Raw genomic sequence first — 21450 nt, 5'->3', positions numbered from 1 at the left:
CGGTAATGGTATGCGCCGATGCTACAATGTACGCCGACTAATGTTAACCCTCTGGAGTTGTTAGTGTCCTCATTGCCGGTCGCCGTCGTCCTTCCTGAGCTTCTCGCTGCCTTACAACATGCCCCGCAGGTTTTGCTGAATGCCCCCACGGGTGCCGGTAAATCGACCTGGCTGCCGATTCAGCTTCTGAAAGACGGGAATATCAGCGGGAAAATTATCCTGCTGGAGCCGCGCAGGCTGGCCGCGCGCAACGTGGCGCAGCGCCTGGCGGAACTGCTTAACGAAAAACCGGGCGAGACGGTAGGCTATCGAATGCGTGCCGAAAATTGTGTCGGCCCGTCCACGCGGCTGGAGGTGGTCACCGAGGGAATTCTTACCCGCATGTTGCAAAACGATCCTGAACTGACCGGCGTCGGGCTGGTGATTCTGGATGAATTTCACGAACGTAGCCTGCAGGCGGATCTGGCGCTGGCGTTGTTGCTGGATGTGCAGCAGGGGCTACGTGACGATCTCCGGCTGCTGATCATGTCGGCGACGCTCGATAATGAACGGCTGCAGCAGGCGTTACCTGACGCGCCGGTTATCTCCTCCGAAGGACGTGCTTTTCCGGTTGAGCGCCGCTATCAGACGCTTTCAGCACATCAACGTTTTGACGACGCGGTTGCTATCGCGACCGCAGAACTGCTGCGTCAGGAATCCGGCTCGTTGCTGCTGTTTTTACCCGGTGTGGGTGAAATTCAGCGCGTACAGGAGCAGTTGGCTTCCCGCGTGGGCAACGACGTTGTGCTTTGCCCGCTCTACGGCGCACTGTCGTTAAACGATCAGCGCAAGGCCATCCTTCCTGCACCCGCGGGGCTGCGTAAAGTGGTGCTGGCAACCAATATCGCCGAAACCAGTTTGACCATCGAAGGGATTCGCCTGGTGGTGGATAGCGCTCAGGAGAGGGTCGCGAGCTTCGATCCGCGTACCGGGCTGACCAAACTGCTGACGCAACGGATAAGTCAGGCGTCGATGGTACAGCGCGCGGGCCGTGCAGGGCGGCTTGAGCCGGGGATTTGTCTGCATTTGATCAGCGCGGAGCAGGCAGAGCGCGCTGCACTGCAGAGTACGCCGGAAATTCTACACAGCGATCTCTCTGGTCTGGTTCTGGATCTGCTGCAATGGGGATGTCCTGATCCGGCTCAACTGACCTGGCTCAATCCGCTGCCTGCCGTGAACCTCTCGGCGGCACGCGCGTTGCTGGTTCAGCTTGGCGCGTTGAAAGATGAACGCTTGACGCCGCGCGGCCAGAAAATGGCGGCGCTGGGAAATGAGCCTCGCCTGGCAGCCATGCTGGTAACCGCGAACGGAGAGGATGAAATTGCCACGGCGGCGAAGCTGACGGCTATTCTTGAGGAGCCGCCGCGTGGGGGAAGTTGCGACCTGGCGCTGGCCTTTTCGCGCAATCAGAGCAACTGGCAGCAGCGGGCGCAGCAGCTTTGCAAGCGGCTAAACTGCCGCGATGGCGCGCCGGACAGCGATAAAATGGCCGTCCTTCTGGCGCAGGCTTTCCCGGATAGGATCGCCCGTCGACGGGGGATGGACGGGCGTTACCAGCTGGCAAACGGCATGGGCGCTATGCTGGACAGCGACGATGCCCTGACGCGCCATGAGTGGTTAATTGCCCCGTTATTATTGCAGGGTAGCCACTCGCCGGACGCGCGCATTTTGCAGGCGATTGCGGTAGATATCGACGCCCTGACGCGCCGTTGTTCGCAACTGCTCCAGCAATCCGATAGTGTGGAATGGGACGACGCGCAGGGCACGCTGAAGGCATTCCGCCGTAGCCAGATTGGCAAACTGATTCTGGGCAGCAGACCGCTGGCAAAGCCGTCGGAAGAGGAGCTGCACCAGGCGATGCTAAACGGCATACGGGAAAAAGGGCTGAGCGTGCTGAACTGGACGCCAGACGCTGAACAGTACCGTATTCGTCTGCACTGTGCTGCGCGCTGGCTGCCAGAGTATAGCTGGCCTGCAGTAGATGATGAGACGTTACTGGCCTCGCTTGAGACGTGGCTACTGCCGCAAATGAGCGGTGTTCACTCGCTGCGGGCGCTAAAAGCACTTGATGTTAAGGCGGCGTTACAGAATTTACTGGACTGGTCATTACGTCAACGTCTGGATAGTGAACTGCCAGGGCATTACACTGTGCCGACCGGAAGCCGGATTGCCATTCGATATCATGAGGATAATCCCCCGGCGCTGGCGGTACGGATGCAGGAGATGTTTGGCGAGGCGACCACACCGTCAATCGCCGAAGGGCGCGTTCCTTTGGTGTTGGAGTTGTTGTCGCCAGCACACCGCCCGCTGCAGATCACCCGTGATCTGAGCGCGTTCTGGGCGGGAAGCTATCGTGACGTGCAAAAAGAGATGAAAGGACGTTATCCCAAACACGTCTGGCCGGACGATCCGGCGAATACCGCGCCGACACGGCGGACGAAGAAATATTCGTAGTGGGGCAAATGTGGGCTGATGCCCTCACCCCGGCCTTCTCCCGGAGCGAGAGGGAGAAAACCAATTTTGAGAGATTTCTTCTTTCACAGGTCAGTGGAAGAAAAGAGAATCGGGCCCTTGCGCCTGAAAGTTGCGGAGAAAAAGCATGGCGGGGAATGACCGCGAGCCAATAGGACGTAAGGGAAAACCCACGCGTCCGGCGAAAGAAAAGGTGAGCCGTCGTCGCCTCAGAGATGAGGAGTATGACGATGACTATGAAGACGATTATGAGGATGAAGAACCGATGCCACGTAAAGGAAAAGGCAAAGGGCGTAAGCCTCGTGGTAAGCGCGGCTGGTTCTGGCTGCTGCTGAAGCTGTTCATTGTTTTTGTTGTGCTGATCGCGATTTACGGCGTCTATCTGGATCAGAAGATCCGCAGCCGTATTGACGGGAAAGTCTGGCAGTTACCTGCTGCGGTTTATGGCCGCATGGTGAACCTTGAGCCGGATATGTCCATTAGCAAGAACGAGATGGTGAAACTGCTGCAGGCCACGCAGTATCGTCAGGTCACAAAGATGACGCGTCCTGGCGAATTTACCGTGCAGGCGAAAAGCATTGAGATGATCCGCCGCCCGTTCGACTTCCCGGACAGCAAAGAGGGGCAGGTGCGGGCGCGTCTGACCTTTGATGGCGATCGTCTGGAAACTATCGAGAACATGGATAACAACCGCCAGTTCGGTTTCTTCCGTCTCGATCCGCGACTGATCACCATGCTCTCGTCGGCGAACGGCGAGCAACGTCTGTTCGTGGCGCGTAACGGCTTCCCGGATCTGCTGGTGGATACTCTGCTGGCAACCGAAGACCGCCACTTCTACGAGCACGATGGCATTAGCCTGTACTCCATCGGTCGTGCGGTGCTGGCGAACCTGACCGCCGGACGCACAGTGCAGGGGGCGAGTACGCTGACCCAGCAGCTGGTGAAGAACCTGTTCCTCTCCAGCGAGCGCTCCTACTGGCGTAAAGCCAACGAAGCGTACATGGCCGTGCTGATGGACGCGCGCTACAGCAAGGATCGTATCCTTGAGCTGTATATGAACGAGGTTTACCTCGGCCAGAGCGGTGATAACGAGATCCGCGGTTTCCCGCTGGCGAGCCTGTACTACTTTGGCCGTCCGGTGGAGGAGCTGAGCCTTGACCAGCAGGCGCTGCTGGTGGGCATGGTGAAAGGGGCGTCTATCTACAACCCGTGGCGTAACCCGAAACTGGCGCTGGAGCGCCGTAATCTGGTGCTGCGTCTGCTGCAACAACAGCAGATCATTGACCAGGAACTGTATGACATGCTGAGCGCGCGTCCGCTGGGCGTTCAGCCGCGCGGCGGCGTGATCTCCCCGCAGCCTGCGTTTATGCAGATGGTGCGTCAGGAGTTGCAGGCTAAGCTCGGCGATAAGGTAAAAGATCTCTCCGGCGTGAAGATCTTCACCACCTTTGACTCCGTAGCGCAGGACGCGGCTGAAAAAGCGGCGGTTGAAGGCATTCCGGTCCTGAAGAAACAGCGCAAGCTGAGCGATCTGGAAACCGCGATGGTGGTTGTGGATCGTAATACCGGCGAAGTGCGCGCGATGGTCGGCGGTGCCGAGCCGCAGTATGCGGGCTACAACCGTGCCATGCAGGCGCGTCGTTCGATTGGTTCTCTGGCAAAACCGGCGACCTATCTCACCGCGCTGAGCCAGCCGAACATGTATCGTCTGAACACCTGGATTGCCGATGCGCCGATCTCCCTGCGCCAGCCAAACGGCCAGGTGTGGTCCCCGCAGAACGACGATAAACAGTTCAGCGGTCAGGTGATGCTGGTGGATGCGCTGACCCGCTCCATGAACGTACCAACGGTTAACCTGGGGATGGCGCTTGGGCTGCCAGCTGTCGTGGATACCTGGCAGAAGCTGGGCGTGCCGAAAGATCAGCTTCATCCGGTGCCTGCGATGATCCTGGGGGCGCTTAACCTGACGCCAATCGAAGTGGCGCAGGCGTTCCAGACTATCGCCAGCGGCGGTAACCGCGCACCGCTCTCTGCGCTGCGTTCGGTGATTGCTGAAGATGGTTCCGTGCTGTACCAGAGCTTCCCGCAGGCAGAACGCGCTGTTCCGGCGCAGGCGGCCTATATGACCCTGTGGACCATGCAGCAGGTGGTGCAGCGTGGTACAGGGCGTCAGTTGGGTGCGAAATATCCAGGCCTGCATCTGGCGGGGAAAACCGGGACCACCAACAACAACGTTGATACCTGGTTCGCCGGTATTGATGGCCGTGAAGTGGTGATCACCTGGGTGGGTCGTGACAACAACCAGCCGACCAAACTGTATGGTGCGAGCGGGGCGATGTCGATTTACCAGCGCTATCTGGCGAATCAGTCCCCGGTGCCGCTGAACCTGGTTGCGCCAGAAGATATCGTCGATATGGGTGTGGATGATTCCGGTAACTTCATCTGCGGTGGCGGTATGCGCACGCTGCCTGTATGGACAACGAATCCTGACGCGCTGTGCCAGCAGAGTCAGCCTGAACAGCCGACGGGCAACCCGTTTGAGCAGTCTTCTCAACCGCAGCAGCCGCAGCAGCAACCGGCGCAGCAGAACGAGAAGAAAGACAGTGACGGTGTTGCTGGCTGGATCAAGGATATGTTTGGCGGTAACTAACCCTCAAAATACCCCCTTATTCGTAAGGGGGTATTTTTTCACCTGTGATACCCATTTCCTTAACCCTAAATTCAACCCTTATTAACCTCACGTTCTCTCTTGTTTATTTCTTAAACCCTCAATTCTTGTAGGGCCGCATACTGCTTGCTATGCAGTCAGCGTTTCGCATATTATTCTGCGGTCATAATAATAATTCTCGTTTACGTTATCATTCACTCTTTCATCAGAGATACATCATGGCGCTTTCCAATACTGCTCAGCCAATTAATACGTCGCTGCGTAAAATCGCGGTCGTCGTCGCCACAGCGGTTGCCGGCATGTCTGCTTATGCTCATGCAGCCGAAACCCCGAAAAAAGAAGAAACCATTACTGTTACTGCCGCACCGGCTGCACAGGAAAGTGCCTGGGGTCCTGCTGCAACGATTGCAGCAAGGCAGTCTGCAACCGCAACGAAAACAGATACGCCTATTCAAAAGGTGCCACAGTCTATTTCCGTAGTCACCGCCGAAGAGATGGCATTGCACCAGCCGAAATCGGTTAAAGAGGCGCTCAGCTATACGCCGGGCGTTGCTGTAGGAACGCGCGGCGCGTCCAACACCTATGATTACCTGATTATCCGCGGTTTCGCTGCCGACGGCCAAAGCCAGAACAACTATCTGGATGGCCTGAAGATGCAGGGCAACTTCTACAACGATGCGGTGATCGATCCTTATATGCTGGAACGCGCCGAAGTGATGCGCGGTCCGGTTTCCGTGCTTTACGGAAAGAGCAACCCAGGCGGCTTGCTGAACATGGTCAGTAAACGTCCGACCACAGAGCCACTGAAAGAAATCCAGTTCAAAATGGGCACCAACAGCCTGTTCCAGACTGGCTTTGATTTTAGCGATGCGCTGGATGATGACGGTGTTTATTCTTACCGTTTAACCGGCCTGGCTCGCTCGGCAAATGCTCAGCAACAAGGTGCGGAAGAGCAACGTTACGCCATCGCGCCATCTTTCAGCTGGCGTCCGGATGACAAAACGAATTTCACGTTCTTGTCTTATTTCCAGAACGAGCCTGAAACAGGTTATTACGGCTGGCTGCCGAAGGAAGGTACGGTGTCTCCGCTGCCAAACGGCAAGCGTCTGTCTACCGACTTTAACGAAGGTGCAGAAAACAACACCTATTCTCGTAACGAGAAAATGGTGGGCTACAGCTTCGATCATGAATTCAACGACACTTTCACGGTGCGTCAGAACTTACGTTATGCGCAGAATAAAGTGTCGCAAAAAAGCGTGTATGGATACGGTATGTGTTCCGATCCCCTCTATTCAGGCAACCCGGCAAACAGCCCTTGTGCTGGCGTTCCGCAGTCTGAATGGGGCCACACGCTCACCCGTCAGTATGTTATTGATAATGAGAAATTAGAAAACTTCTCCGTTGATACTCAACTGCAAAGCAAATTCGCTACCGGCTCACTGGATCACACCCTCCTGACCGGCGTTGATTTTATGCGTATGCGTAACGATATTGATTCCTGGTTTGGCTATGCAGGCTCTGTTCCACCGTCTGACATCTATGATCTCGATCGCGGAGATTTTGATTTTGGTTCACACCCAGGCCCATCCGGTGCTTACCAGGTGTTAAACAAGCAGAAGCAAACGGGTCTGTATGTTCAGGATCAGATGCAGTGGGATAAAGTTCTGGTCACCCTCGGCGGTCGTTATGACTGGGCGAAGCAGGAATCCCTGAACCGCGTTTACGACACGAAAGATTCACGTGATGATAAAGAGTTTACCTGGCGTGGCGGCGTTAACTACCTGTTCGATAACGGCGTAACGCCTTACTTCAGCTACAGTGAATCCTTCGAACCTGCTTCTCAGACAGGGGCGAGCGGTAACATCTTTGCGCCATCTAAAGGCAAGCAGTACGAAGCGGGCGTGAAATACGTTCCGAACGATCGTCCAATTGTGATCACCGGTGCGGTGTATCAACTGACGAAAACCAACAACCTGATGGGGGACCCGGCAGGTTCGATCTTCTCGGTTGAAGGTGGTGAGATCCGTTCCCGTGGTGTGGAAATTGAAGCGAAAGCGGCACTGTCTGCGAGCGTTAACGTGGTGGGTTCTTATACCTATACCGATGCAGAATACACCACCGACACCAACTACAAAGGCAATACGCCTGCGCAGGTGCCTAAACACATGGCATCCCTGTGGGGTGATTACACCCTCTTTGACGGTGCGCTGTCCGGTCTGACGCTGGGTACTGGCGTTCGTTATACCGGCTCCAGCAAAGGAGATCCGGCGAACACCTTCACGGTGGGCAGCTATACCCTGGTGGATGCGTTAGTTCGTTACGATCTGGCGCGTGTCGGGCTGGCGGGCTCCAACGTCGCGCTGCATGTGAACAACCTGTTCGATCGTGAGTACGTTGCCAGCTGCTTCAACACCTACGGTTGCTTCTGGGGTGCTGAACGTCAGGTTGTTGCCACGGCGACCTTCCGTTTCTAATCTCTCTTTGGGCACGGTTCGCCGTGCCCTTTTTATTTAAGTTGGCTGACATGCAGGATAATAAAACGCAATCCGACACCACCTTTACGCTCAATAACCTCTCCTTTCGCGTACCTGGACGCACTCTGCTGCATCCACTCTCTTTAACGTTCCCCGCAGGTAAAGTGACCGGCCTGATTGGTCACAATGGTTCCGGTAAATCGACGCTGCTTAAGATGTTGGGCCGGCACCAGCCGCCGTCAGAAGGCGACATTTTGCTGGACGGACAACCGCTGGAGAGCTGGAGCAGTAAAGCCTTTGCCCGCAAAGTGGCGTATCTGCCGCAGCAGTTACCGCAGGCGGAAGGGATGACGGTGCGTGAGCTGGTAGCGATTGGGCGTTATCCGTGGCACGGCGCGCTTGGGCGCTTCGGTGTGGCCGACAGAGAGAAAGTGGAAGAGGCGATCGCGCTGGTGGGGCTTAAACCGCTGGCGCATCGTCTGGTGGATAGCCTTTCCGGCGGTGAACGCCAGCGTGCGTGGATTGCGATGCTGGTGGCGCAGGACAGCCGCTGCCTGCTGCTGGATGAACCCACCTCTGCGCTGGATATTGCTCACCAGGTTGATGTGCTGGCGCTGGTGCATCGCTTAAGCCAGCAGCGCGGTCTGACGGTCATTGCGGTTCTGCACGATATCAATATGGCCGCACGTTATTGCGATTACCTGGTGGCGCTGCGTGGCGGTGAAATGATCGCCCAGGGGACACCTTCTGAACTGATGCGCAGTGAAACGCTGGAACATATTTACGGTATTCCCATGGGTATTTTGCCTCATCCTGCCGGGGCTGCACCGGTGAGCTTTGTCTATTGATGCTGGATTCAACCTTAATCAGCCGCCGTCGCCTGCTGGCGGCCATGGCGCTCTCACCGTTGCTGTTAAAAATGAACATGGCGCAGGCAGCAACGATAGATCCTCACCGTATTGTGGCGCTGGAGTGGCTGCCCGTAGAGCTGATGATGGCGCTGGGCATCACACCTTATGGCGTGGCCGATATTCCCAACTACAACCTGTGGGTGAACGAGCCGAAGCTGCCTGACTCGGTGATCGACATCGGCCTGCGTACCGAACCGAACCTTGAACTCCTGACGCAAATGAAGCCGTCGTTCTTATTCTGGTCCGCAGGTTATGGTCCGTCGGAAGAGACCATGGCGAAGATTGCGCCTGGCCGGGGCTTTTCCTTCAGCGATGGCAAAAAACCACTGACGATGGCGCGAAACTCGGTTAACGAGATGGCGCAATTTCTGAACCGGGAAGCGGCGGCGAAGCACCATCTCGACGAATTTGATGCGCTGATTGACTCCCTGAAGCCACGCTTTGCTAACCGTGGCGACCGCCCGCTGCTGATGGTGACACTACTGGATGCCCGCCATATGCTGGTCTTTGGCAAAAACTGCCTGTTCCAGGAAGTGCTCGATAGCTTTGGTATTCGTAATGCCTGGGAAGGCGAGATGACCTTCTGGGGCAGTACCGCCGTCGGCATTGACCGCCTGGCGGCGTTTCGTGATGTCGATGTGCTGTGCTTCGATCACGGCAACGATCGTGAAATGCAAACCCTGATGGCGACACCGCTCTGGCAGGCGATGCCATTTGTGCGTGAGCAACGCTTCCAGCGCGCACCCGCGGTGTGGTTCTACGGTGCAACGCTCTCGGCCATGCACTTTGCCCGCGTGCTGGACAACGCAATGGGAGGCAAGGCATGAGTACGCGAATTGCCCGTTTCCCGGCGCTGTTGCTGACCCTCATTTTCCTGGCCGCGCTGGCGTTAACCTGGTTCAACCTGTCGACGGCATTACCGCGTGAGCAGTGGGGAGCCGCCCTTGCCGCCCCGGATATCGACAACATTCAGCAAATGCTGTTCCATTACAGCCTGCTGCCGCGTCTGGCGATTTCGCTGCTGGTCGGTGCAGGATTGGGCCTGGTAGGCGTGCTGTTCCAGCAGGTTTTACGTAACCCGCTGGCGGAACCGACTACGCTCGGTGTGGCAACGGGGGCCCAGCTTGGGATTACGATTACTACGCTCTGGGCATTGCCTGGGGCGTTAACGTCGCAGTTTGCAGCGCTTGCGGGGGCGTGCATCGTGGGTGCGCTGGTCTTTGGCGTGGCATGGGGAAAACGTCTCTCGCCGGTCACGCTGATTCTGGCGGGACTGGTGGTGAGTTTGTACTGCGGGGCTATCAATCAACTGCTGGTGCTGTTCCATCACGATCAGCTGCAAAGCATGTTTATGTGGAGCACCGGTACGCTCACCCAGACCGACTGGAGCATCGTGCAGCGCCTGTGGCCACAGCTGGCTGGCGGCGTGGTGCTGACATTGCTGCTGTTGCGCCCACTGACGTTAATGGGGCTGGATGACGGCGTGGCGCGTAATCTGGGGCTGGCACTGTCGCTGGCCCGTCTTGCAGCGCTAACGCTGGCGATTGTGCTGAGCGCGTTGCTGGTTAACGCGGTCGGCATTATCGGGTTTATTGGCTTGTTTGCGCCGCTACTGGCAAAAATGCTTGGGGCGCGTCGTCTGCTGGCGCGTCTGCTGCTGGCACCGCTGATTGGTGCCCTTATCCTCTGGCTTTCCGATCAGGTCATTCTCTGGCTGGCACGTGTCTGGATGGAAGTTTCTACCGGTTCCGTGACCGCGCTTATCGGCGCGCCGCTGCTGCTGTGGCTGCTGCCGCGCCTGCGCAGCATCAGCGCGCCAGCGATGGATGCGGGCGATAAAGTGCACACCGAGCGCCAGTCGGTGCTGTGGTTCAGCCTCGCCGGGCTGGCGGTGCTGATCCTTGCTTCGTTTGCCGCGCTGTCTCTGGGCCGCGATGCCACAGGCTGGCACTGGGCGACGGGCGACTTACTGAATGAACTGTTGCAATGGCGCTGGCCGCGTATCTTCTCGGCGCTGATTGCGGGCGTTATGCTGGCGGTCGCGGGCTGTATTATCCAGCGTCTTACCGGTAACCCGATGGCCAGTCCGGAAGTGCTGGGGATCAGCTCCGGTGCGGCGTTTGGCGTGGTGCTGATGCTCTTCCTGGTGCCCGGAAACGCGTTTGGCTGGCTGATGCCTGCCGGGAGTATCGGGGCGGCGACGACGTTGCTGATCATTCTGATTGCCTCCGGGCGTGGCGGTTTTTCACCGCATCGCATGCTGCTGGCCGGTATGGCGCTCAGCACCGCATTTACGATGCTGTTGATGATGCTGCAGGCGAGCGGCGATCCGCGCATGGCACAGATCCTGACCTGGATTTCCGGCTCCACCTACAGCGCGACCGGCAGTCAGGTGGTTAACACCGGGATTGTGATGATCGTGCTGTTGGCTATTGTGCCGTTGTGTCGTCGCTGGATGACCATTTTGCCGCTCGGCGGGGAAACCGCGCGTGCGGTGGGGATGGCGCTGACGCCAACGCGTGTGGCTTTACTGCTGCTCGCGGCGTGCCTGACGGCAACGGCCACCATGACCATTGGTCCGCTGAGCTTTGTCGGTTTGATGGCTCCGCATATTGCCAGAATGCTCGGCTTCCGCCGGACAATACCGCATATCGTAATATCTGCGCTGACGGGCGGGGTGATCCTGGTGTTTGCAGACTGGTGTGGAAGGATGGTGCTGTTCCCGTATCAGATCCCGGCGGGTCTGTTGTCGACCTTTATTGGTGCGCCGTACTTTATTTATCTGTTGAGGAAACAGAGCAGATAAAAAAAAGCCGGGTGTCGCTGACGCTCACCCGGCTTACGTTTCTGGCGCGGTTTACAACTTCGCAAACACCTTACGCGCCGCGTCGATGGTGTTATTGATATCCTCTTCGCTGTGTGCCACGGACATAAAGCCCGCTTCGAACGCAGACGGTGCCAGGTACACGCCTTCTTCCAGCATCAGGTGGAAGAAACGTTTGAAGCGTTCAACGTCACACTTCACGACGTCCTGATAGCAGGTCACGGTTTTCGCATCGGTGAAGAAAATCCCGAACATCCCGCCGACATGGTTCACAACCAGTGGAATGCCTGCATTTTCTGCCGCGTCCAGCAGGCCGTTTGCCAACTGAGTGGTCAGGGCGGTCAGGGTTTCGTGAATACCCGGCTGCGCCACTTCGGTCAGGCAGGCGAAACCGGCCGCCATTGCGATTGGGTTGCCGGACAGCGTACCCGCCTGGTAAACCGGGCCGGTCGGAGCCAGCGCTTCCATCACCTCTTTGCGGCCACCAAATGCGCCGACAGGCATGCCGCCGCCGATGATTTTACCCAGGCAGGTGAGATCCGGCTCGACGCCGTAGTAAGACTGCGCACCCGCCAGCGCCACGCGGAAACCGGTCATTACCTCGTCAATGATCAGCAGCGCGCCGAACTCATCGCACAATGCGCGCAGGCCAGGCAGGAATTCAGGCTGTGGCGGAATGCAGTTCATGTTGCCCGCAACCGGTTCAACGATGATGCAGGCGATCTCCTGCGGATACTGCTCGAACGCGGCGCGAACGGTGTCCAGATCGTTATAGGTGCAGGTCAGCGTGTGTTTGGCGAAGTCAGCAGGTACACCCGGCGAGTTCGGCTGGCCAAGGGTCAGCGCGCCGGAACCGGCCTTCACCAGCAGACAGTCTGCATGACCGTGGTAGCAGCCTTCGAACTTGATGATTTTATCGCGACCGGTAAAACCGCGCGCCAGGCGAATCGCACTCATGGTGGCTTCCGTACCGGAGTTCACCATACGTACCATATCCATGGTTGGCACCAGCCCGGTGACCAGCTCCGCCATTTTCACTTCCATCTCAGTTGGCGCACCGAAGCTCAGGCCGCGCTGGGCCGCTTCAATCACCGCATTGCGGATCGCCGGATGGTTATGCCCCAGCACCATCGGACCCCAGGAGCCGACGTAATCGATATAGGCTTTGCCATCGACATCATACAGATACGCGCCGTCTGCACGTTCGATAAACAGCGGCGTACCGCCTACGCCGGTAAAGGCGCGAACAGGTGAGTTCACACCACCGGGGATTAGCTCGCGGGCTGCACTGTAGAGGTTTTCAGACTTGCTCATGGCGTCGTTCCTGGTTCGTATAAAATGGTTAAGCACACTATTCTAAGTGATTCGTGGAAGGTTATGAAATTTTTGCCCCATTAACCTCTCAACATTTGTTAAGTATTTTTCAGGGGACGAGGGGATTGTCTCTGGTAAACTCCTTGCGGCTATTTGTATGACCAAAAAGAACAGACAATGAAAGCAACGACTCCCTCATTTGAAGAACAACAGTTTGCGCGCGCGCAGCACCGTATCAGTATCCGGCGTTTACTTAATCGCGATAAAACGCCTCTGGCGATCCTGCTGGCCGCTGCCGTGGTGGGAACCCTGGCAGGGCTGGTGGGGGTCGCGTTCGAAAAAGCGGTTAACGCCATCCTTAACTGGCGCATTGGAACGGTCGCCGGGCACGCAGATAGCGGATGGCTGGTCTGGGTGTGGGCGTTTGGCCTGTCTGCCCTGTTTGCGATGGTCGGTTATTTTCTGGTGCGCAAATTCGCCCCGGAAGCGGGCGGCTCGGGTATTCCTGAAATTGAAGGCGCGCTGGAAGAGTTGCGTCCTGTGCGCTGGTGGCGGGTGATCCCCGTTAAATTCATTGGCGGCATGGGAACACTTGGCGCGGGAATGGTGCTCGGGCGGGAAGGGCCAACGGTGCAGTTAGGCGGTAACGTGGGGCGAATGGTGGGCGATCTGTTTCGGATGCGCAGTGCCGAAGCGCGTCATACGCTGCTGGCAACCGGGGCTGCTGCCGGGCTTTCTGCGGCGTTTAATGCGCCGCTGGCGGGTATCCTGTTTATTATCGAGGAGATGCGCGCGCAGTTTCGCTATAACCTCATCTCGATAAAAGCGGTGTTTACCGGTGTGATTATGTCGAGCATTGTCTTTCGCATTTTCAATGGCGAAGGGGCGGTGATTGAAGTCGGTAAGCTGACCAACGCGCCGGTGAATACGCTATGGCTGTATCTGGTTCTCGGCATGATTTTTGGCGTCGTCGGCCCGCTTTTTAACACGTTGATCTTACGTGCTCAGGATATGTTCCAGCGTATTCACGGGGGTAATACCACCAGATGGGTGCTGGTCGGTGGTTTGCTTGGCGGAGCGTGCGGGCTTCTTGGCTTTATCGAACCGAATGCGGCAGGCGGCGGCTTCGGGTTGATCCCGATTGCGGCGGCGGGGAATTTTAGCGTTGGCCTGCTGCTGTTTATGTTTATTTCACGGGTTATCACCACGGTGCTCTGCTTTTCCTCTGGCGCGCCTGGCGGTATTTTTGCTCCCATGCTGGCGCTGGGAACTCTGCTGGGAACGGCATTTGGCATGGCTGCCACGGCAGGTTTCCCGGCGTATCATCTGGATGCCGGGACGTTTGCGATAGCGGGAATGGGCGCGCTGCTGGCGGCGTCACTGCGTGCGCCCTTGACCGGGATCGTACTGGTGCTGGAGATGACGGACAATTACCAGCTCATTTTGCCAATGATCATTACCTGTCTCGGCGCGACACTATTAGCCCAATTCCTGGGTGGAAAACCGTTATACTCCACCATTCTTGCTCGTACCCTGGCAAAACAAGAGGCTGAACGGGCCTCAACGCAGAATACTTGAATGAATTACCAGGGTATTAGATAATGACAAAAAGAATTGGGTGATTTTTACCCAATTGCAGTAAGCAGTATTCATGGGAGCATAAGATGAGTGATGACGTAGCGCTGCCGTTGCAATTTACCGAAGCAGCAGCCAAGAAAGTGAAAACCCTGATTGCCGACGAAGACAATCCGGATCTGAAACTGCGTGTATATATTACGGGTGGCGGCTGCAGCGGCTTCCAGTACGGGTTTACCTTTGATGACCAGGTTAACGATGGGGATATGACTATCGAGAAGCAGGGCGTCGCACTGGTGGTTGACCCGATGAGCCTGCAATATCTGGTGGGCGGTGCAGTGGATTACACCGAAGGTCTGGAAGGGTCTCGCTTTGTCGTGACCAACCCGAACGCAAAAAGCACCTGCGGGTGTGGTTCTTCGTTCAGTATCTAAGAAGGTGCGGGCTGATGCCCTCACCCCGGCCCTCTCCCACAGGGAGAGGGAGAAAAGACTAAAAACGGTAACCTTGCGGTTACCGTTTTGCGTTTACCTGTCATCCAGCGCAAACGTCGGCAACTTCAGGTGCCAGCGGATTGCCGCTAACCGTATCCCCAGCGTAACGACCATCCCCAGCATCGCGGAATTCTCCAGCGGGATCGCAAAGGTGTAGTACGCGGTGGCGTGAACAATCCCGCCAACAATACAGGCCGTCGCATAGATTTCGGTTCGCAGGATCATCGGCACTTCACGTGCCAGAATGTCGCGAATAATCCCGCCACCCACGCCGGTTAATACACCCATGCAGATCGCCACCATCGGGCCTGTCCCTGCATTAAAGGCTTTATTCACGCCGATGCCGACAAACACCGCCAGACCGACGGCATCCAGTACCGGGAGTATCCATTTTGGCAATCTGCGAGGCTGGCGAACCAGCACGATCGTTAACAGACAAGTGACCATCGCCACCACCAGATCGGTTGGGTCTTTAACCCAAAAAACCGGGCCATGCGCCAGCGCCATATCGCGGATTGTTCCGCCGCCCACAGCAGTGACAACGCCAAGCACCAGCACACCAAACGGGTCCATGCGCAGTTTTCCGGCAAGCAGAACGCCGGAGATAGCAAAAACGGCTGTGCCAAGAATATCCAGCCAATATACGAGCATCGTGAAATCCTCGAACTCTTCGGGTCTACGTTAATGACTCTCAGCCAACGCGGCGCAGAGTTGTTTTGCGGCGAGGATAATACGCGGGCTGGCGCGTTCAAACCAGTCGCTGTGTAGCGCTATCACCGGAATTTTGAGCTGGCGTTGCCAGAATTGTTCAATTTTAGGAATCTCGCTCGCACTTCCGACCACGATAATGGCCTGAGGTTGCCGCGCCAGCACCTGTTCCCGGCTCACCTGCGGCCAGGGCACCCGGCTGGCGGCAAAGATATTTTCACCGCCGCAGGCTTCCAGTACCTGATTCTGTATTGAACCTTTCCCGGTGGTGAACAGCGGCTGGCTGCCAAACTGCAGGAAAACGCGCTTTTTGGCAGGCGTATCGTATCTGGATTTCAGCGCGGCATAGTCGCTGAGCAACTGCTGTGCGGCTTGCACGGCTTTTTTGGGGGTTGGGCTATAGGGAGCCAGGTCGCGCAGCGCCTGGGCAACCTGCTCAATGCTCACCGCGTCAACCCACATGACTTTTATTCCGAGCGACGAGAGCTGGTTTACCTGTCTTTCGGCGTTGCCGCCACGCCAGGCCAGCACGAGATCGGGCTTAAGCGCCACAATGCGCTCAAGATTCATCCCCTGCCATGTGGCAACCTGTTCTATATCAGCCGCTTGCGGCGGATAATCCGAAAAACTGCTGACGCCAACGGGCGTGATCCCGGCGGCAAAAGCCAGCTCGGTGTTGGCCGGGGAGAGCGTTATCACCCGCGGCGCAGCAAAAAGCCATACCGGGGCGAATAAAAGCAGGGCGGCCAGCGCCCTTAAGAGCGGTTTAGCCACGTGCCAGTTTCTGCACCAGACTTTCCACCATCACGGTAGACTGTTTGGCCGCAACGGCCAGGAACTCGTCAAAGCTCAGGTGAGATTGTTGATCGGCCACATCAGAGATAGCGCGAACCACCACGAACGGTACGCTGAAATTATGGCAAACGTGAGCAATCGCGGTCGCTTCCATTTCAACGGCAACGGCCTGCGGGAAGTTATGACGGATTTTAGCCAGGCCGACAGAGCCATTGATGAAAGCATCGCCGCTAACGATCAAACCGCGCACCGCATTGAGGTTCAGCTCCGCGATGCAGCTTTCTGCTGCAGCAATCAGCTTGTCATCCGCTTTAAAGCCCGCCGGACAACCCGGAAGCTGACCATATTCGTAGCCGAAAGCCGTGACGTCTGCATCGTGGTAACGCGCTTCGTCAGAAACCACGATATCGCCCACTTTTAACGTGGAGGCCAGGCCGCCCGCAGAGCCGGTATTAATGATCACGTCCGGCTTGCAGCGCTCAAGCAACAGCGTTGCACCCAGCGCAGCAGCAACTTTACCGATGCCTGATTTCAGCAGAGCCACATCCACTCCATTCAATTGGCCGGTGTAGATCTCACAGCCACCCAGAGAGAGAGTCTGACGGTTCTCAATTTTGTCACGCAGCAGCGTAACTTCTTCTTCCATTGCACCAATAATGCCGATTTTCATAGATTTACTCGCGATGTGCCTTGTTAAGATGCATAGTCTATCATGCGGTTAAGGGGAAACGCATTCTCACGCGGGGGAGCACATGGCACCAATCGATTTTCGCACCAAAATTAACTGGCATCGTCGTTTCCGTTCGCCACAGGGTGAAAAGAGCGAACATGAGATCCTGCGTATTTTCGAAAGCGATCGCGGGCGCATTATCAACTCTCCGGCGATCCGCCGTTTACAACAAAAAACCCAGGTCTTTCCGCTGGAGCGTAATGCGGCGGTGCGCACGCGCTTAACCCACTCGATGGAAGTTCAGCAGGTCGGGCGTTATATTGCCAAAGAGATTTTAAGCCGTCTTAAAGAGCAGCGGTTGCTGGAAACCTACGGTCTTGACGAACTGACGGGGCCGTTTGAGAGCATCGTTGAGATGGCTTGTCTGATGCATGACATTGGCAATCCACCTTTCGGGCATTTCGGCGAGGCCGCCATTAATGACTGGTTCAAACAGCGGCTTTTCCCCTCTGATGCGATAAGCCAGCCGCTCAGCGACGATCGCTGCGTGGTGCAGGATTTACGTCTGAGGGAAGGTGAAGAGGGGCTGAACGATTTGCGTCGCAAGATACGTCAGGATCTTTGCCATTTCGAGGGGAATGCGCAGGGGATTCGGCTGGTGCACTCCCTGATGCGTATGAACCTGACGTGGGCGCAGGTTGGCTGCATTCTGAAATATACGCGACCGGCCTGGTGGACGGGGGAAACGCCCGCTACACACAGTTATTTGATGAAAAAGCCGGGATATTATCTTTCCGAAGAGGCCTATATTGAGCGGCTGCGTAAAGAACTTTCACTGACGCCAAACGGCCGTTTCCCATTGACGTGGATTATGGAAGCTGCCGATGATATTTCCTATTGTGTGGCAGATCTCGAAGACGCCGTTGAAAAAAGAATATTCAGCGTCGAGGAACTTTACCAGCATCTTTATGATGCGTGGGGCAGCCATGAAAAAGGGTCGCTGTTTTCTCAGGTTGTCGAAAATGCCTGGGATAAATCGCGTTCAAATTCCCTGAGCCGCAGTACGGAAGACCAGTTCTTTATGTATTTGCGGGTTAATACGCTCAATAAACTGGTGCCTTATGCGGCTGCGCGGTTTATCGATAATTTACCCATGATCTTCAGTGGGGAATTTAACCACGCGCTGCTGGAAGATGACAGCAGCTTTAGTCAGTTGCTTGAGTTATATAAAAATGTGGCCGTGCGCCATGTATTCAGCCATCCGGATGTCGAACAGTTAGAGCTGCAGGGATACCGGGTCATCAGCGGTCTGCTGGAAATTTATCGGCCTTTACTGCAATTGTCTGTTGATGAGTTCAGCGAGCTGGTTGAAAAAGAACGCGTACGCCGCCTGCCCATTGAATCCCGGCTGTATCAAAAACTTTCAACCCGGCATCGTCTGGCTTATGTGGAAGCAATCAGCAAAATTGAGCGACATGCGGTTCAGTGGCCGGTGATGGAATATTATTACCGTTGTCGCCTTATTCAGGACTATATCAGCGGCATGACTGATTTGTATGCATGGGATGAATACCGCAAGCTCATGGCCGTTGAATAAAGGCGGAGTTTTGTAAAGACGACCAATAAATTTTTACTTTTTCCATAAACTTAATCCCGGAACTAAGCGGTATAAAATGAATCTGAGTTACACAGCAATTTTGCGTTATCAGTAAATCGAGATTGAGAAACATGAAAAAAACCACATTAGCAATGAGTGCACTGGCTCTGAGTTTAGGTTTAGCGCTGTCTCCTCTGACTGCTACTGCAGCCGAGACTGCGTCTTCGGCAGCAACCGCGCAGCAGATGCCAAGCCTGGCACCGATGCTCGAAAAGGTGATGCCATCGGTGGTGAGTATCAACGTTGAGGGTAGCACGACCGTTAATACGCCGCGTATGCCGCGTAACTTCCAGCAGTTCTTTGGCGACAACTCGCCGTTCTGCCAGGACGGTTCACCGTTCCAGAGTTCCCCATTCTGTCAGGGCGGTGGTGCCGGTGATGACAGCCAGGGCGGTAACGGCGGCCAGCAACAGAAATTCATGGCGCTTGGCTCGGGTGTCATTATCGATGCAGCAAAAGGCTATGTTGTGACCAACAACCACGTTGTGGATAACGCCAGCACCATTAAAGTGCAGCTGAGCGATGGCCGTAAATTTGACGCTAAAGTGGTGGGTAAAGACCCGCGCTCTGATATCGCACTGATCCAGATCCAGGAACCGAAAAACCTGACGGCGATTAAACTTGCCGACTCTGATGCGCTGCGCGTCGGTGACTACACCGTGGCGATCGGAAACCCGTTCGGCCTGGGCGAAACTGTGACCTCAGGTATCGTCTCTGCGCTGGGTCGTAGCGGCCTGAACGCTGAGAACTACGAAAACTTTATCCAGACGGATGCAGCCATTAACCGCGGTAACTCCGGTGGTGCGCTGGTGAACCTGAACGGCGAACTGATTGGTATCAATACCGCGATTCTGGCACCGGACGGCGGCAACATCGGTATCGGCTTTGCAATCCCAAGTAATATGGTGAAAAACCTGACCGCGCAGATGGTGCAGTACGGCCAGGTGAAACGTGGTGAGCTGGGTATCCTGGGAACGGAGCTGAACTCTGAACTGGCGAAAGCGATGAAAGTGGACGCCCAGCGCGGGGCATTCGTCAGCCAGGTCATGCCGAACTCCTCTGCGGCGAAAGCGGGGATTAAAGCGGGTGATGTGATCACCTCCCTGAACGGTAAACCGATCAGCAGCTTTGCCGCGCTGCGTGCCGAAGTGGGCTCTATGCCGATTGGCAGTAAAGTGACTCTCGGCCTGCTGCGTGAAGGTAAGCCAGTTAATGTGAGCCTGGAACTGCAGCAGAGCAGCCAGAATCAGGTTGATTCCAGCACCATCTTCAGCGGTATTGAAGGCGCTGAGATGAGTAACAAAGGCCAGGACAAAGGTGTGGTGGTGAACAACGTGAAAGCGAATTCGCCTGCTGCCCGTATCGGCCTGAAAAAAGGTGATGTGATCATGGGGGCTAACCAGCAGCCAGTGAAAAACATCGCGGAACTGCGCAAAATTCTCGACAGCAAACCTTCCGTGCTGGCGTTGAATATTCAGCGTGGTGACACCTCTATCTACCTGCTGATGCAGTAATCCCCGAAGCCCCCGCGTGTTCTGAGTGGGGGCTTTTCTCTTTTCTGTGACCCTTTCCACAAGTCCATATTTCTCCCCCTGACTTTGTGCATCCGCACAATGCGACCGTAATGGAACTCCCCTATGCTTGAGCTCTGCTCACAGGAGGGTTACATGGCTGGCTGGCATCTTGATACCAAAATGGCGCAGGATATCGTGGCGCGTACCATGCGCATCATCGATACCAATATCAACGTAATGGATGCCCGCGGGCGCATTATCGGTAGCGGCGATCGGGAACGCATTGGGGAATTGCACGAAGGTGCGCTGCTGGTGCTTTCCCAGGGACGCGTGGTGGACATTGATGATGCGGTCGCAAAACATCTTCACGGTGTACGGCAGGGCATTAACTTACCGCTCCGACTCGACGGTGAAATTGTCGGCGTGATCGGCCTGACCGGGGAGCCGGAATCGTTGCGTAAATACGGTGAACTGGTGTGCATGACGGCAGAAATGATGCTGGAGCAGTCGCGCCTGATGCACCTGCTGGCGCAGGACAGTCGTCTTCGTGAAGAGCTGGTCATGAACCTGATTCAGGCAGAAGAGCATACACCTGCCCTGAGCGAGTGGGCGCAGCGGCTGGGGATCGACCTGAATCAGCCTCGCGTGGTGGCCGTGATTGAGGTGGATAGCGGTCAGCTGGGAGTAGACAGCGCGATGGCAGAGCTCCAGCAACTGCAAAATGCGCTGGCGACGCCGGAACGCGACAACCTGGTGGCGATAGTTTCTCTGACGGAAATGGTGGTGCTCAAACCCGCGCTGAACGCGTTCGGCCGCTGGGATGCGGAAGATCACCGTCGGCGTGTGGAGCAACTGATTTCCCGCATGAAAGAGAACGGCCAGCTCCGTTTTCGCGTTGCGCTGGGAAATTACTTTACCGGACCGGGCAGTATTGCCCGTTCCTGGCGCACGGCACGTACCACCATGATGGTGGGCAAACAGCGTATGCCGGAGAGTCGCAGCTATTTCTATCAGGATCTGATGCTGCCGGTACTGCTCGACAGCCTGCGCGGCGGCTGGCAGGCTAACGAGCTGGCGCGTCCGCTCGTGCGCCTGAAAGCGATGGATAATAACGGACTGCTGCGCCGCACGTTGCAGGCGTGGTTCCGCCATAACGTGCAGCCGCTGGCGACGTCTAAGGCGCTGTTTATCCACCGTAATACGCTGGAATATCGGCTTAACCGAATCTCGGAACTGACGGGGCTGGATTTAGGGAATTTTGACGACCGGCTACTGCTGTATGTGGCGTTGCAGCTGGATGAACAGAGATGATGCTGTTTGCCGGGTGGCGGCTTC

Annotated in this window: 15 protein-coding genes; 11 read left to right on the top strand and 4 right to left on the bottom strand. The window is 56.3% G+C overall.

Going from position 1 to position 21450, the window contains the following annotated elements; genetic code table 11:
• Positions 1-63: 63 nt before the first annotated feature.
• The 6 genes from hrpB (at position 64) to fhuB (ending at position 11370) form a co-directional block, all read left to right on the top strand.
• Positions 64-2493, top strand: a complete 2430-nt coding sequence (gene hrpB / locus ABGB15_RS17335) for an ATP-dependent helicase HrpB (RefSeq protein ID WP_215723290.1) — start codon at positions 64-66, stop codon at positions 2491-2493.
• A gap of 145 nt (positions 2494-2638) precedes the next feature.
• Positions 2639-5161 carry a bifunctional glycosyl transferase/transpeptidase gene (gene mrcB, locus ABGB15_RS17330; RefSeq protein ID WP_215723289.1) on the top strand — a complete coding sequence of 841 codons (2523 nt, stop codon included), beginning with the start codon at positions 2639-2641 and terminating at the stop codon, positions 5159-5161.
• 236 nt (positions 5162-5397) lie between these two features.
• Positions 5398-7653: a ferrichrome porin FhuA gene (gene fhuA, locus ABGB15_RS17325; RefSeq protein WP_215723288.1), complete on the top strand. Its 2256-nt coding sequence runs from the start codon at positions 5398-5400 to the stop codon at positions 7651-7653.
• A 50-nt stretch (positions 7654-7703) separates the two neighbouring features.
• Entirely contained in the window at positions 7704-8501 is a 798-nt protein-coding gene (fhuC, locus tag ABGB15_RS17320) for a Fe3+-hydroxamate ABC transporter ATP-binding protein FhuC (RefSeq protein WP_152083499.1), read from the top strand.
• Positions 8501-9391: a Fe(3+)-hydroxamate ABC transporter substrate-binding protein FhuD gene (gene fhuD, locus ABGB15_RS17315; RefSeq protein ID WP_215723287.1), complete on the top strand. Its 891-nt coding sequence runs from the start codon at positions 8501-8503 to the stop codon at positions 9389-9391. Before fhuC ends, fhuD begins: the two co-directional genes overlap by 1 nt.
• Complete coding sequence (gene fhuB, locus ABGB15_RS17310; RefSeq protein ID WP_313326545.1) at positions 9388-11370, top strand: Fe(3+)-hydroxamate ABC transporter permease FhuB; 1983 nt, start codon at positions 9388-9390, stop codon at positions 11368-11370. Before fhuD ends, fhuB begins: the two co-directional genes overlap by 4 nt.
• A gap of 51 nt (positions 11371-11421) precedes the next feature.
• On the opposite strand, the gene hemL is transcribed toward fhuB, so the two are convergent.
• The gene (gene hemL / locus ABGB15_RS17305) at positions 11422-12702 is read right to left on the bottom strand and encodes a glutamate-1-semialdehyde 2,1-aminomutase (protein WP_152083502.1); all 1281 of its coding nucleotides are present in this window, start codon (positions 12700-12702) and stop codon (positions 11422-11424) included.
• A gap of 177 nt (positions 12703-12879) precedes the next feature.
• Between hemL and clcA the strand changes: the two genes are divergently transcribed.
• Positions 12880-14280, top strand: a complete 1401-nt coding sequence (gene clcA, locus ABGB15_RS17300; RefSeq protein WP_215723285.1) for a H(+)/Cl(-) exchange transporter ClcA — start codon at positions 12880-12882, stop codon at positions 14278-14280.
• A gap of 86 nt (positions 14281-14366) precedes the next feature.
• Entirely contained in the window at positions 14367-14711 is a 345-nt protein-coding gene (gene erpA, locus ABGB15_RS17295) for an iron-sulfur cluster insertion protein ErpA (protein WP_152083504.1), read from the top strand.
• 93 nt (positions 14712-14804) lie between these two features.
• Here erpA and ABGB15_RS17290 read toward each other — a convergent pair whose 3' ends face one another.
• Genes ABGB15_RS17290 through mtnN form a run of 3 tightly spaced genes read right to left on the bottom strand, consistent with a single transcriptional unit; the run spans position 14805 to position 16944 of the window.
• On the bottom strand, positions 14805-15422 hold the full coding sequence (locus tag ABGB15_RS17290; RefSeq protein WP_152083505.1) for a TRIC cation channel family protein: 618 nt from the start codon (positions 15420-15422) through the stop codon (positions 14805-14807).
• A 30-nt stretch (positions 15423-15452) separates the two neighbouring features.
• Positions 15453-16253 carry a vitamin B12 ABC transporter substrate-binding protein BtuF gene (gene btuF / locus ABGB15_RS17285; RefSeq protein ID WP_215723284.1) on the bottom strand — a complete coding sequence of 267 codons (801 nt, stop codon included), beginning with the start codon at positions 16251-16253 and terminating at the stop codon, positions 15453-15455.
• The gene (gene mtnN, locus ABGB15_RS17280; protein WP_152083507.1) at positions 16246-16944 is read right to left on the bottom strand and encodes a 5'-methylthioadenosine/S-adenosylhomocysteine nucleosidase; all 699 of its coding nucleotides are present in this window, start codon (positions 16942-16944) and stop codon (positions 16246-16248) included. Before mtnN ends, btuF begins: the two co-directional genes overlap by 8 nt.
• Before the next feature lie 82 nt (positions 16945-17026).
• Between mtnN and dgt the strand changes: the two genes are divergently transcribed.
• The 3 genes from dgt to cdaR all read left to right on the top strand — a co-directional run bounded on the left by dgt (position 17027) and on the right by cdaR (position 21426).
• Complete coding sequence (dgt, locus tag ABGB15_RS17275; RefSeq protein ID WP_215723283.1) at positions 17027-18541, top strand: dGTPase; 1515 nt, start codon at positions 17027-17029, stop codon at positions 18539-18541.
• Positions 18542-18672: 131 nt separating this feature from the next.
• Positions 18673-20115, top strand: a complete 1443-nt coding sequence (degP, locus tag ABGB15_RS17270) for a serine endoprotease DegP (RefSeq protein WP_152083509.1) — start codon at positions 18673-18675, stop codon at positions 20113-20115.
• Positions 20116-20268: 153 nt separating this feature from the next.
• Complete coding sequence (cdaR, locus tag ABGB15_RS17265; RefSeq protein ID WP_152083510.1) at positions 20269-21426, top strand: DNA-binding transcriptional regulator CdaR; 1158 nt, start codon at positions 20269-20271, stop codon at positions 21424-21426.
• Positions 21427-21450: the final 24 nt, after the last annotated feature.

This window comes from Enterobacter sp. MALB-1, assembly GCF_041021625.1.
GTDB classification, from domain to species: Bacteria; Pseudomonadota; Gammaproteobacteria; order Enterobacterales; family Enterobacteriaceae; genus Enterobacter; species Enterobacter oligotrophicus.
The sequence above is the reverse complement of the archived record's forward strand: the minus strand, read 5'-3'. Positions and strand labels throughout refer to the sequence as shown.

Excerpts from the sequence above, each read along its gene's own strand:
- mrcB (WP_215723289.1), top strand. The coding sequence starts at position 2,639 with ATGGCGGGGAATGACCGCGAGCCAATAGGACGTAAGGGAAAACCCACG.
- fhuA (WP_215723288.1), top strand. The coding sequence starts at position 5,398 with ATGGCGCTTTCCAATACTGCTCAGCCAATTAATACGTCGCTGCGTAAA.
- fhuC (WP_152083499.1), top strand. The coding sequence starts at position 7,704 with ATGCAGGATAATAAAACGCAATCCGACACCACCTTTACGCTCAATAAC.
- fhuD (WP_215723287.1), top strand. The coding sequence starts at position 8,501 with ATGCTGGATTCAACCTTAATCAGCCGCCGTCGCCTGCTGGCGGCCATG.
- fhuB (WP_313326545.1), top strand. The coding sequence starts at position 9,388 with ATGAGTACGCGAATTGCCCGTTTCCCGGCGCTGTTGCTGACCCTCATT.
- hemL (WP_152083502.1), bottom strand. The coding sequence starts at position 12,702 with ATGAGCAAGTCTGAAAACCTCTACAGTGCAGCCCGCGAGCTAATCCCC.
- clcA (WP_215723285.1), top strand. The coding sequence starts at position 12,880 with ATGAAAGCAACGACTCCCTCATTTGAAGAACAACAGTTTGCGCGCGCG.
- erpA (WP_152083504.1), top strand. The coding sequence starts at position 14,367 with ATGAGTGATGACGTAGCGCTGCCGTTGCAATTTACCGAAGCAGCAGCC.
- ABGB15_RS17290 (WP_152083505.1), bottom strand. The coding sequence starts at position 15,422 with ATGCTCGTATATTGGCTGGATATTCTTGGCACAGCCGTTTTTGCTATC.
- mtnN (WP_152083507.1), bottom strand. The coding sequence starts at position 16,944 with ATGAAAATCGGCATTATTGGTGCAATGGAAGAAGAAGTTACGCTGCTG.
- dgt (WP_215723283.1), top strand. The coding sequence starts at position 17,027 with ATGGCACCAATCGATTTTCGCACCAAAATTAACTGGCATCGTCGTTTC.
- degP (WP_152083509.1), top strand. The coding sequence starts at position 18,673 with ATGAAAAAAACCACATTAGCAATGAGTGCACTGGCTCTGAGTTTAGGT.
- cdaR (WP_152083510.1), top strand. The coding sequence starts at position 20,269 with ATGGCTGGCTGGCATCTTGATACCAAAATGGCGCAGGATATCGTGGCG.